Here is a 14,294-nt window from a genome sequence, read left to right on the forward strand (position 1 = left end):
AACTATTAAAAAGTTATGTTTAATCCAAACAGTACTTGTTTAGGGTTAGGGAACCCGCTTTGATCAACGCCTAAAACATAATCGCCGGCGCTACCAGCATTACGCTGCGCACGCTGTACGTTTAGATCTGGATCTGCTCCGGTATATTTAGTAATGGTAAACAAGTTTTGGAACTGAATATAAGCCCTTGCTTTTTGCAGTTTTACTTTACTTAAGATGGTGCTTGGAATGGTATAACCAATCTGGATATTTTTAGCTCTAAAGTATGACCCTTTTTCAATGTAATAAGAGTTAGACTCACCTGTTACAAAGTTACCGGGCACTACAAAACCGGCCTGCAGTAAAGGAAGTTTAGCGTTTGTATTACTGCTTGTCCAGCTGTTATCAAGCACCCTTGTACTTACACCGCCCACAAAACCTCTCATATCCGTATACCATTTGGTATAGTTATATATGTCATTACCATAGTTCCAAAAAAGGAATGAAGTAAAGTCCCATTGTTTATATGTGAATCCGATATTAAAGCCCATCTGGAATTTCGGGTGAGGGTTACCAATAGGCCCAGCATCCGAGGAGTTAATATTGCCATCACCATTTCTGTCTAAATATTTCCATGTACCTATTACTGCAGGCTGGCCGGCTAATTTTGGCCCCTTCGCCACATCGTCTGCATTATTGTAGAAACCAACAATCTGGTAGCCCCAAAATGTGGAAATAGGCAACCCTTTATCAATCTTTACGGCATTAGAGAATCTGTCCAATCCATAGTAAAAAGGATTTCCCTCAGCGTTTAATTTAACCACTTCGTTTTTGTAGCTAGAGAAATTAACTTGTACATCATAACCTAAATCCTTGGTTATGTTCCCATGATTTGCAATCGAAAACTCAAAACCAGTATTACGCATTGTACCAACATTAACGTTTGGCTGAGTAATAATGGGTTCAGTGGGGATACGGTTACGAGGTATAAGCAAATCTTTGGTTTCGTTTTTAAACACGTTAAAATCAATCACCCATTTTCCGTTAAATAAACTTAAGTCGAAGCCTATGTTCCTGGTAACAGTAGTCTCCCATTTTGTTGAATCGTTACCCAAAGTATTACCACGGTAGCCCAGCATAGCAGATGTATTGGTACCATTTAAATCATAGTTACCAAAACCAGGTCCTGTACGGAAAGTAGTGAATGGGTTGAAAGCCGTGTTGTTAGAGATGCTACCTACCTGGCCATAACCACCTCTCAATTTAAGATCACTAATCCAGGTTATACCTTTCATGAATTTTTCTTCAGACACCCTCCAGCCAAATCCTATAGAGGGAAAATATCCCGCACGGCTCTTAGGACCAAATACAGAGGCTTCATCTCTCCTTATCGTTCCATTAAGCAGGTATTTATTTTTATATGCATAGTCCAACCGGCCAAATACAGAGAAAATGGTCACACTACTTTCAGTGTTTTGACCCACATTTCTATCACCCGCTGCAGTACCGGCATTGCTTAAAGAAATAAAATCGGCATTATCTAAGTCAAAATTCTGACCGAAGGCAAAAGTCGATTTAATATACCTTCTAACAGCTTCTGTACCTGCAAGCAATTTTATATCATGGCTGCCTATGGTTTTTTGAGCAGTAAGCGTATTTGTCCATGTCCAGTCAATTGCGTTATTATAAGTTTCTGTTAACTGGGTACTGCCCTGGTTCTCTGATCTCTCATATGTTTTCCTTGATATGGTCTTAACAAAATTATTAAGGATATCGGCACCAAATGAAGTACGCAATGTAATCCATTTAACAGGCAGAATTTCTGCAAAAACATTACCGAACAGACGAGTGCTCAGATTACGGTCGTCCTGGCTCCTGATAAGGTTGGCAACTGGATTAGACCCGTTACCAGATTGACCCACTCCATTACCACCAAAGCCGCCATTAATATCATAAACGGGAATATAAGGCACCATACGATATGCCCAGCTCCATGCGCCTCCTTCGCCTCTTTGCTGTCCGCCTATCGATGTATTATAACTCAACTGTGCATTTTCACCCAGTCTTAACCATGAAGCAGGTTTAAATGACGAGTTAAATCTTACAAGATAACGTTTGTACCCTGTCGTCATTATAGTACCTTTTTGATCAAAATAGTTCATGCCTAAAGAATAGGCTCCTTTATCATTTCCGCCAGACGCTGTAATTTGGTGGCTTTGTATAATACCTGTTTGCAAAATAGACCGGAACCAGTCCGTACCTTGAGGAGTCGTTTTTAATATTTGATACAATGGATTTAAAGAATATAAAGAAGGATCTGCTTTAGGATCACCTGCAGCCACACCCCCTTTAAAGGCACTGCTCACAACAATATAATCAGGCACCTTAAATGAACCGGGTACACCAAAAACCGGATGACTTCCTGCACCGCTTCTGTTTAAATAATCAATATAACGCTGGTTGTTCAGCATCTCCGGGATCATTTTTCCGGTTACAGTTTGTGTGCCGTAATAACCTTCATATGAAATATCTGTTTTACCTGCACGACCCTGCTTGGTGGTAATAATTACCACACCATTAGCACCTCGGGTACCATATATTGCAGCAGAAGTACCATCTTTAAGTATTTGCATAGACGAGATATCCTGAGGATTGATATTTGACGGATCAGATGTAGGCACCCCATCAATTACATAAAGAGGTTCGTTATTACCACCAGACTGAAATCCACGGATACGCACAATAGCAGGCGAACCGGGAGCCCCGTTACCACTTACTGTAACACCAGTAGTGCGGCCCTGCAATTGAGCACCTAAATTTGCAGAAGGAGTGGATTTTAGCGCTTCCACATCTACCACAGCTACCGCACCAATAATATCTTTTTTACGTTGGGTCGAGTACCCAATTACAACCACTTCATTAAGGTTGTCTCTTCTTACTTGTAGACTTACATTAATACTGGTGGTGTTACTTACGTCAACTTCTGTTTCATTAAAACCAATTGACGTAATGACAAGTGTGTTTTTTCCGGCAGGCACAGAAATCGCGAAACTGCCATCTGACAATGCAGCAGTAACAACTTTAGTGCCCTTTACCATCACTGTGGCACCAGAAACAGGTTGATTGTCATTGGCATTAATAACTTTACCAGTTACCTTTTTTTGGGCGGAAGCGCCCGCGCTGAATAGCGCGAAAAGAAGCGCTAGCAAGACTGTCCTTGCGAGTAGTTTTTTTCTCGTTGGCATAGCAATGTAGGGTTAATTAGATATAGACGAATAAACGTTACAACATGTAATTTAAACCGATTGCTTAAAAAACGCTTGTTCTTTTTTAACATTTTATTGTAGTATTTCGCTTAATTAAATGCGTAAAAAATACACAATAAAGCAGCTATTGTCAAAATCAAGTTCCATAGGTACATCCTGAAAAGAGCCCTCCGCTTGTATAATACCCACCATAAGTATAAGAGGCAGTTTCTGCAACTGCATTTCAATATCTCTTTAGTTGATTTATTACGGATTAATCCGCTAAAATCAGAGATACAATCATCTAAATTAGTATGAACATGTTTGCTTCGGGGTGGTCAATTTGTTCCGGAATACCCCGGCATTATCCATAGGTTTTTGGGATTTATTTCCGCAGGCAGTTACCAGTGCAATGCACACGCTTGTTATCAGGAATAGTGATATTAATTTTCTTGACATAAACAGTTTGTTAAAGAGGAACTGAGCGTGTCTTCCCCATATTGTCAGTAATAATAACGGATTGAACACCGGCCTCAATATTCAGGAACCTGGCAGATTGTGAGAGGAAAGAAATGCCATAGCCAATTTCCCTTTTTTGCTTTTTCCCGTTTTTGTATTGAATAACAGCAACTGCATCATTAGGTTGCAGCGCCACGCAACGAACGGGTTGTTTTTCTTCAAAGACTTTCAAAGGCCCCCTGTTCTGCGTGGCTGCTACCAGGCATTTACCGGAAGCTGACCGTAGTTTGGCCAACGCTTTACCGTTGCCGGGTATGAAAATGCCGCTCTGCAAAATAGACATCGGCGCAAAATCTCCTTTGCCGTTTCCTTTCAGCAGCAAGCCGTTTAAAGCATCATAACGCCCTACGGAAACCTCCGTACCATAATCGTTGCCATTGATCAAAACATCCAGGTTGCCGTCTCCGTCGAAATCTTCTACCAGCATACCATTCAATACAGAAAACTGCGCTTGATCCGGCAAGGGATGCAGACTAAAGCGGCCGTTACCTTCATTTTTAACGAAGCAGGAATTGAAATTATTGGCATGCAATATCAAGGCGCCCTGGAGTTGTTCTTTAGTAAATAACTGATCCATGGTAGCAGTAGCAAATGATTTGTAGTTCTGAAATTTCGTTCGCATACTAATCATCTGCTTCACCACATCATCCCGGTTCTGCGCGGGGAATTCTTTCTTCGTTGGATCGGTGATGGTAGCCGGCAGGTACAATGATGGAAAAGCATCGAGGCTGCCATTGTTGTCAAAATCTTTGGCGTAAATGGAAACAGGGTATTGATCAGAAGCACGGTAAAATGAGTTTTGTCCCAGGTTGCCTACAACATAATCAATACGGCCATCGTTGTCAAAATCACCGGCTGCAATGGTATTCCACCAGCCTAATTGGTTGCTGATACCAGATTGAGCGGTTACATTGGTAAAGACTCCTTTGTTATTTTTCAGGAAAGTCAGCGGCATCCACTCTCCTGCCAGCACCAGGTCGGGCCAACCATCGTTATCAAAATCGGTAAAGACTGCGTCGCATACCATGCCAATGTTGGTGAGGTCTTTGGCTACTTGTTGGGTAACATCGGTAAACTTGATATGGCCGTCTTTGGAGTCGTTACGGTAGATGAAACTGGAAACTGGTTTGGGATAGTTCCAGGGATCTACACGTCCTGCGATGAAAAGATCAAGGTCCCCGTCTTTATCGTAATCAATAGCCCTGACACAAAACTTGCTGGTAAAATTTTTCGGGAGCGCTGCTGTATCTAATGTAAAGTTCCCTTTACCATCATTTATATACAGTTTGTCCTGATATACAGGTGTATTGTGTTCATTCTCGAAGCCGCCCGCAGCAATATATAAGTCCAGATCACCATCTCCATCGGCATCAAATAACAACAATCCAAGGTCTTCCCATTGTTTGGCTCCAAAGCCTTTATCAGATTGAATATTTTTTTGTACAAACTTACCATTGGGTTGTTGGAGCAATACCTGAGTAGCGTTCCCAAAAGATCCTCCTATTATAATATCATCTAATCCATTACCATCAACATCGCCAACAGCTATACCAGGACCATATTCAGATAGTTTATGCGGTATCAGTTTCTGAATATTAAAATCGATAAAATCTCTTTCTTCGTGTTGGTAATGAATATCCAGCGAGCCCGTCACTTCTTTGAATAGTGCGTTTGACGCTAATAAAGCAGGTGAGGGAGATGTATGCATTTGAGCATCTGATGCTTTTATTGTCAACCATTGATCCGCCTGCACATGATCTAGTCGCTGTTTTTTCCCATCCGGCCATGTGATGCAAACCGAATCGATCGTAGTAGTAGTTCCCAGTCCAAAATGAATACGGTTATCCATAGATGAGAGGTATCCCCTATAAGGTGTATTTTCCCATACCTGGTGTTGCCCGTGGTCATAATAAATATCGGCCCAGGCACCCAGTCCGTTTTTGTTCTGCGCTGTGCCATCAAAACGAATATTCAGGAAACGAGCGGTGGTACTATCTCTTTCCCTACTGTTATTTTTATACACCATCGCTTCGTCGTTGATGTTGTTGACTACCAGATCAAGATCACCGTCATTATCCAGGTCAACATAAACCGCTCCATTTGAAAAACTGGGTGTATTCATGCCCCATTCACTGGATGCGTTGGTGAAATGAAGGTTCCCATTGTTTTTAAATGCATAATTGTGAATTTTCACAGCAGGTATTTGTTCCAACAGCTGCTTCTTTGTTGCTATCGAATAAGACTCATTGCGGAATGTTACAAAGTCATGATCCGTGACATCTTTTGGAAAGCCATTGGTAATGATGATGTCCCGGTTGCCATCATTATCAAAATCTGCCACCATCGGTGCCCAGCTCCAGTCGGTTTCAGCAATACCTGCATAAAAAGAGACCTCGCCGAATACAGGATCTCCAATGGTATCATTTTGCAGTACCCTTGGCCCTTGATTCAACTGAAGCGTATTACGCACATACTGGTAAGAGTAGCCAAAATAGTCGCTATTCTGATAAGTTTGATAACTATTGGGATTGAGCATCATTTTTTTCCGGTAATTATCTTCCGGGTTCATGTCCAATGTAATCACATCTGCCAGCCCATCGTTATTAATATCTACAATATCATTCCCCATGGCATTGGCAGATGTATGTTTGAAATAGGTAGAAAGTTTCTCTGTAAATGTGCCATCATGATTATTGATCCATAACAAATCGTTCGACAGATAGTCATTCGTCACATAGATATCTTTCCATCCATCTTTATTAATATCAGCAATCGTTACTGCATGTGAATATCCTTCTATCAATATGCCTGCTCCTTTGGATACATTGGTGAATACCGGGTGCCCAAGTGATGAATCCCAATCGTTGCGATACAACTTATCAGTACTCGGATGGCTCCCGTCTTTCAAAATAGGCCTGAATCGATTGGGATAATCGTATTTGATGATTTCGTTCGTCGCAATGTACACATCAAGGTCTCCATCATTGTCGTAATCGAAAAAAGCAGCTTGTGTATTGTGACTGGTATCGGCCAACCCGTATTCTTTTGCCATCTCTTTGAAATGGGGTATTCCTTTTTTGTCAACCCCTTGATTGATATATAGCAAACTTTCTCTCAAGGCTGGATTTTTTTTCAGCGTAGCACACACATAGATATCCATCCAACCATCATTATTGATATCAACTACGGCAACCCCACGACACCATTTCCCACCTCCTGTTACACCTGCCTGCGCAGTAATATCATCAAATTTGAATCCCCCTTTGTTCAGATAAAGTTTATTGGAAACGAGATTGCCTGTAAAATAAAGATCGGGTAGCCCATCGTTGTTGAAATCACCCACACCTACACCACCGCCGTTATATACATTTTCAAAATCAAGCACATTGATCGAGTCCGTTTCAGTGATCTGATTATTGAAATGAATATTCGTTTGATCTGAGGTCAGACGGCTGAAAAGAGGAGCTTTACTTTTGCAGGACGATAGCAAAAAGAAGGGTATAGCGGCGAATAGTAATATAAGATACCTGGTATTCCGTAGCATTTGTGCAATGTTGAATCTGGAAGTACTAAAATAAATGAAAAGAGGTAGAGCAGTACCCTACCTCTCACATAATTTAATCAATCAATTGATCAATAACCAGGATTCTGTTTAAGTGTTCCTTTACTAAGATCTATTTGTGATTGCGGAATAGGGAAATACTCACTTACTCCAGCAGTAAAGGATTTACCATTAAAATAAGTGCGGTATTGTTTCTCCTTAGCCATATATGCATTCAGTTCTGTAGCCGCCGTACCATAACGCACAAGGTCGAAATGGCGGTGTCCTTCCATAGCCAGCTCCAGTTTTCTTTCAAAACGGACAGCTTTACGGGCATAGGCCTGATCAGGGAATACCAGATAAAGGCCAACCATATAATTAGCTGCGGGCGAGCCGCTCGAGTTTTTCACCCATCCATTGGGATTAGCAGCACGGCTCCTTACCTGGTTCACATAGTTCATTGCATTGACCAGGCTACCTATTTCCACTTCACACTCAGCTGCCCAAAGCAATACATCAGCAAAACGGATAATGGTATAGTTATTGGCAGTAACGCCATTGGTCCAGAATGATTTGTCGGTTAAGGAACCTTCCTGGCGTTTATAATACACATTTTTCTTCGGAGCATAAGGGCCACCGTTGTTCTGATCACGAATCCAGTCGTTACCGGGGTGATTACCCCAATCCAGATAAGGAAGGCCTCTTCTGCCTACAGTCCAGTCAAGACGGGGATCCAATGGTCCCGTTTCGGGTGTAAACGGATCTGTAGACTTCAGGCCCTGGTCGTTCTTAACATCAGTACTGTTCCAGGTGTCCAGCAAAGGCAAACCGGTAATCGGATCTACCTTGTAAGAGTTCACCAGGCTTTGAGAAGGCTGGTAGAATCCGCAACAGCCACCCGGGCCTCCATTATAAGGAAAGTTCAATACATCGCCCCAACCACCATTATTGCCATTAGAGTTATCATTAACAGATTGTTGTACAGAAAATACGGCTTCCGCACTATTCTTTGTTTCTGCATTGAAGTTATCAGAAAAATTTACCAGGGCATATTTTTTTCCAGAAGCTGTAGTTCCATTAGCTATCACATTATTCAAAAGGGGCAATGCTTTAGCGTATTGCTTTTCAAACATGTACACTTTGGCTAAATATGCCATTGCAGCCCATTTGTTGGCACGCCCCACTGCAGTCTGCGTAGCAGGAAGGTTGTCTATTGCATACTGGAAATCGGCTTCTATGTTGGGCCAGATGTCTTTGTCATTAGGCACATTGTAATTGCCCGCTGCATAAGTGATGCTTTCATCTATATAAGGCACTTTATTCCACATTTTCTTTGCCTCAAAATGAAAGTGCGCCCTTAAAAAGCGGGCTTCAGCGGCAATCCTTTTTTTATCTGCATCAGAAATGTCAGAAGCTTTAGCCATTACACGCAACACAGAGTTACACCGCTGTACAGCATCATACACTGCCTGCCATTTCTGGTTAAAGTAGCCGTTGGATGCGTTGGAAGTATAGGTTTCAATGGGTACAATATCCGGCTGGTCTCCAGGGTCAGATCCTTTGTAAGCATCATCACTTGCCACGCCACCATATACCCAGTTGGAAGCTGCTGTTTGCCAGCCGCCACCTGCACCACCAAAGCCGCTCACTAAGTGATAAGCGCCAATCAGCAATCCGTCAACACCCGCTTTGGTAGCCAGTGTTGATTCATCCAGAGAACCCAATGGAGCTTTCTCCAAAAAGTTTTTGGAACAAGCATAGAACATGGTAAGTGTTGCAGCTATTCCAACGATTAATATTCGAATTCTAAACTTTTTCATATTTAATTTTTTTCATTTAATGGATTAAGGTTAGAATGTAACACTTACACCCACATTATAATTTTTCTGATTATTGGGGTAGTTACCATAATCGATGCCGAATGCTGCGTTGGAACCAGACAGCTCGGGATCCAGACCCGTGTACTTGGTAATCGTAAACAGGTTAGCCGCTTGCAAGTATATCCTGAATTTTTCGATACCCCATTTTTTCAGTGTGGTAGAAGGTATGGTATAGCCCAGGATCAGTGATTTACACCTGAGATAAGAACCATCCTCTTTATAGTAAGAGTTCACAACGCCATTGTTGCTGAAGTTAGATTCGTTCTCAATAATGGGTGTTTTGGCTCCGGTGTTGCTGGGTGTCCAAGAACCGTACAGCATATCCTTGCTCTTCACTCCCTGGAAAGAAGGATAGAAATCCGTCCAGTAACGGACATAGTTAATCACGTCATTGCCAAAAGAACCATACATGAACATGGACAAATCAAAATCTTTATACGATACGTTCAGATTTAACCCACCCGTGAACTTGGGGTTGGGGTCACCGAAAAAGGTTCTGTCATCAGCAGTGATCTTACCATCTCCGTTCACATCACGGTATTTGAATCGACCCGGAGCAGCAAATTTTTGAGTAGCAGATTTACTTACATCATCGGCACCGCTGAACAGCCCTACTACATCATAGCCATAAAAAGCGCCAATGGGGTGACCTACTGCATTCCGAACAAAATTTCCGATACGTGAGCCACCCGCTTCAAAGTATTGTCCTGGAATATCGGTGATATTGCTCTTATAAGTGGTTACAATCAAACCGATATCGAACTTGAGGTCTTTTGAAGCAGTTCCATGATAAGTAGCGGAGAAATCAAAACCTTTATTCTCAATATTACCGATGTTTACAACGGGCAGGGTAGCACCACCTACTGTTGCAGGAGCCTGGTCAGTGAACAATAATCCATTGATCGATTTTTTATAGTATTCAAAAGAGATGTCCAGTTTGTTTTTGAACAATGCCGCATCCAAGCCAAAATTCGTTAACACATCCTCTTCCCAACCTGTTTTTGGGTTACCAATACGTGTAGCAATAAAGCCTTGTACAGAACTGGTGCTGGTTCCATTGATATCATAATAAGATGATCCCGGTCCACCACCATAAAGACTGAAAGCATTGGCCGGATTTACGTTCAACTGGTTGCCCAGTTTACCCCAGCTTCCACGCAGTTTCAGGTCAGATATCCATGATACATCCCTGAGGAAAGATTCACGGGATATACGCCATCCCAATGAAAAGGCCGGGAATATACCATAACGTTTATCTGCACCAAACCTGGAAGATCCATCTCTTCTGATGGTTCCGCTAAGCAGGTATTTATCATTATAAGCATAATCCACTCTGCCGAATAAAGAATACAATGAATTCTGGTATACGTTGCTGTAATTGGTAAAGCCAGATGAACCATTGCTAAGGGTACGGAAATTCGGATTATCCGTAAAGAATCCTAATGCTCCACCACCTACACCACGGCCATACGACTCTACTGCTTCTATACCCGCCAGCGCTTTTACATTGTGTTTCTCAGCAAAAACATTGCTATAGGTTACTGTATTGGTCCAGGTCCATGAACGGTTGTAGCCGGCATTTTCGCTGAATGAATTGGAACCGTTGTTCTCCGCATTCTCATAACTGCGGTAACCATAATAGTAATAATAGAAGTTATCAAGTGTACCACCAAAAGAAGTCCTGGCAGTCAAATGACGCAGGAAATCTACTTCTGCATAGGCGTTACCTTGTATGTCCCAGGAATATCCTTTGTTATCAGCGGCCCTCACTCGCATAGCTACAGGATTCTGCGCATTACCCAAGCCTTTAGCAGCAGTACCCGCAAATCCTCCTTTGATATCATACACCGGGATGATGGGCTGCTCACGATAACTCATAGAGATTTCATTTCCCTCACTTAGGTTGCCAATCTGAGGGTTTTCCCTGGCATAGATGAACAGGTTTTCCCCCACCCTGATGTTGTTCTTAATATTAAATGTAGTATTTACACGTGCTGAATACCTTTTCAGATAAGTATTCATCAAGGTGCCCTGTTGGTTTAAATAACCCAGGGAAAATAAATAAGTGTTTTTTTCATTACCCCCACTGGCAGAAACGGTATGACTCTGTATCATTGCGGGCTTGAATATCTCATGAAACCAGTCTGTGCCCACCTTGTTGGCCTGTACAATCTGATAAATGGGTTTACTGAAATCAATATTATACAAAGATGGATCGGTAGCCGGACTTGATCCTACAATTCCTGCAGTACCACCTGCCAGGATGTAATCGGGGATAATTGGAGTAGCTCCTGAACCGTACTGGGGATGGGTTAGTGTTTGTCCGGAATTTTTTAAAGCTGCCCAGGTAGCTGTTGCCATTTCCTGCGTATTCAGCAAATGGAATGGATTACCTGAAGCCGGGCGTTGGGTACCCACATAGGCATCATAAGTAACAGTGGCTTTACCTGATTTTCCCCTTTTGGTAGTTACAATGATGACTCCATTAGAACCACGCACACCATAAATTGAAGCAGCACCCGCATCTTTCAACACCTGGATAGACTCAATGTCATTGGCGTTGAGGTCGCGTATGCTTCCCTGCACACCATCAATGATGTATAAGGGATCCACATTACCGAATGAAGTAATACCGCGGATACGGATATTACTGCCCGATCCTGGTTGACCTGAAGTGATAACGTTGACACCGGAAGCCCGGCCTTGCAGGAGTTGTTCGCCACTTCCTGCCGGCACTGCTTTCAGGTCTCTTACATTCACCACAGATACTGAACCGGTGATGTCTTTTTTTCGCTGGACAGAATAACCGGTAACCAGTACTTCATTCAACTGGCTGATAGTTTCTGATAGCGCAAAATTGAAAGTGATTTTTCCACTGATAGACTGTTCTACAGGTTCAAAACCGATAACAGAAACTACCAAAGTACCGCTGGTACCCTTGGTAGGAATGGAAAAAACACCTTCAGCATTGGTAACGGCAACTGTGGTAGTACCTTTCAATTGAACGGTAGCACCTGCAATGGGCTGGCCATTGGCTTTGTTTGTTACCTTACCTGAGAGGCTTTTTTGGGCGTACGCGCCCGCGCTGAGTAGCGCAAAGAGGGTCGCAAGCATGACGGTCCTTGCGAGTAGTTTTTTTCTCGTTGGCATAGCAATGTTGGGTTAATTAGATATAGACGAATAGCGTTACAACACGCAATTTAAAACGATTGCTTAAGAAGCATCTGTCCTTTTTTAACATTTTGTTGTAGTATTTTGTCCTATTGATAGTGTAAAAAATACACAATAAAATCAGGGATTTACAAATTTCCTTTCTTCAATTCCTCCACCGCATGATTGGCTGCCCTGGCTGTAATGGCCATGAAGGTCAGCGAGGGATTCTGTGTACTCACAGAAGTCATACAAGCACCGTCAGTAACAAATACATTGTTACAATGGTGCAACTGATTCCAGCGATTGAGTAAAGAAGTCTTGGGGTCATGTCCCATGCGTACACCTCCCATTTCATGTATATCTAATCCAGGCGCCTGTTTACTGTCGTTCGGCCGGATATCCGATGCCCCTGCTTTTTGCAGCATCTCAGCACCCTGTTCCAGGAAATCTTTGAGCAGCTTCTCATCGTTTTCATCATACTTTACCGAAACAACGAGTTGCGGGATACCCCATTCATCTTTCTGGTCTTTACTCAAACTCAGGTGATTGGTCTCTTTGGGAATGGTTTCACCTTGCATCATCATGAAAATATGCCAGTCGCCCGCCTCTGTGATCGCATCCTTATAATTGCCACCAATACCTTCTGCTGCAGCCCTGCCTCGGCTCGCGCTGAAATGCACCATATAACCGCGGAGAAAATCCATTTCCTGCCGGTACACATTCCTGAAGTTGGGCATCATGGCCGCCGTTGGCTTGCGGCCATAATAATATTTGTCTTTCGGCCCATCATAATTGGCCGTAAGGGTTCCCCGGTAATTGTGAAAAGCTACGTATTTGCCCAATAAACCACTGTCATTTCCCAATCCGTTTGGAAAACGCCGTGAAACCGAATTCAATAAGATCAAATTCGTATTCAAACATGCAGCATTCACAAAAATGATTTTCGCAAAAAATTCCGTTGCCTTCCTGGTAACTGCATCGATCACCCGCACACCTGTAGCTTTACCCTGCTGCTCATCATAAATGATGGAATGCACAACCGAATCGGGCCGCAGCGTAAGGTTTCCTGTTTTTTGCGCCCAGGGAATAGTAGAGGAATTGGAGCTGAAATATCCTCCGAAAGGACACCCCCGTTCACACAAATTCCTGGCCTGGCACTGCCCCCTGCCTTGTTGCAGGTGAATTGCATTCGGTTTGGTAAGATGCGCACATCGCCCCTGTACCACGTACCGGTCTTTATAATTTGCCATTATCTTTTGCTGCAGTTCTTTCTCCACACAATTCATTTCCCAGGGTGGAAGGAATTCACCATCCGGAAGGGTTTCCAATCCATCTTTGTTCCCACTGATACCGGCAAAAAGCTCTACATGGGAATACCATGGCGCCAGGTCTTCATAACGGATGGGCCAGTCCACCGCAAAACCATCCCTGGCAGGTCCCTCAAAATCAAAGCGGCTCCAACGCTGCGTTGCACGCGCCCATAATAAAGATTTGCCGCCTACCTGGTAACCACGGATCCAATCGAAAGGCGCTTCCTGGATATAAGGGTGCTGGTGATCTTTCACGAAGAAATGTTCACTGGCTTCACTCAGCGCATAACATTTGGTAAGCACCGGATTTTCTTTGATAAACGTATCCGGCATTTTGCCGCGGTGCGGAAAATCCCAGGGGTTCTTGGTGGCAGTAGGATAATCTTTCAGGTGTACCACATCGCGCCCTCTTTCGAGTAATAAGGTTTTCAAGCCTTTTTCACAGAGTTCTTTGGCGGCCCATCCGCCACTGATACCCGAGCCAATCACAATGGCATCATAAGTATGAGATGCAGCAGTAGTTGAATGAACGGCGGGAGCAACCGATGAAGTATCTGGCATAATCGTTACGGTATGAGGTGTAGAATATAAGTTAAAGATAAAATATTTTATTGTCAATATTACACTAACAAGCATTCATAAGCATTCCAGCTTCTATTATGATGCA

General features: G+C 42.9%; 5 protein-coding genes. All 5 read right to left on the reverse strand.

Annotation, left to right across the window (positions count from 1 at the left end):
* Positions 1–5: 5 nt before the first annotated feature.
* The 5 genes from BLU98_RS03050 to BLU98_RS03070 all read right to left on the reverse strand — a co-directional run bounded on the left by BLU98_RS03050 (position 6) and on the right by BLU98_RS03070 (position 14,188).
* Positions 6–3,224: a SusC/RagA family TonB-linked outer membrane protein gene (locus BLU98_RS03050; protein ID WP_092721807.1), complete on the reverse strand. Its 3,219-nt coding sequence runs from the start codon at positions 3,222–3,224 to the stop codon at positions 6–8.
* Between the two features lie 469 nt (positions 3,225–3,693).
* The gene (locus tag BLU98_RS03055; protein WP_092721809.1) at positions 3,694–7,287 is read right to left on the reverse strand and encodes a VCBS repeat-containing protein; all 3,594 of its coding nucleotides are present in this window, start codon (positions 7,285–7,287) and stop codon (positions 3,694–3,696) included.
* Between the two features lie 89 nt (positions 7,288–7,376).
* Entirely contained in the window at positions 7,377–9,104 is a 1,728-nt protein-coding gene (locus BLU98_RS03060) for a RagB/SusD family nutrient uptake outer membrane protein (protein ID WP_092721811.1), read from the reverse strand.
* Between the two features lie 30 nt (positions 9,105–9,134).
* Positions 9,135–12,314: a SusC/RagA family TonB-linked outer membrane protein gene (locus BLU98_RS03065; protein ID WP_092721813.1), complete on the reverse strand. Its 3,180-nt coding sequence runs from the start codon at positions 12,312–12,314 to the stop codon at positions 9,135–9,137.
* A 149-nt stretch (positions 12,315–12,463) separates the two neighbouring features.
* A complete protein-coding gene (locus BLU98_RS03070; RefSeq protein WP_092721815.1) occupies positions 12,464–14,188 on the reverse strand; it encodes a GMC oxidoreductase in 1,725 nt (574 codons plus the stop codon).
* Between the last annotated feature and the right edge of the window lie 106 nt (positions 14,189–14,294).

Origin of the sequence: Hydrobacter penzbergensis (assembly GCF_900106985.1) — a bacterium.
Lineage (GTDB): Bacteria > Bacteroidota > Bacteroidia > Chitinophagales > Chitinophagaceae > Sediminibacterium > Sediminibacterium magnilacihabitans.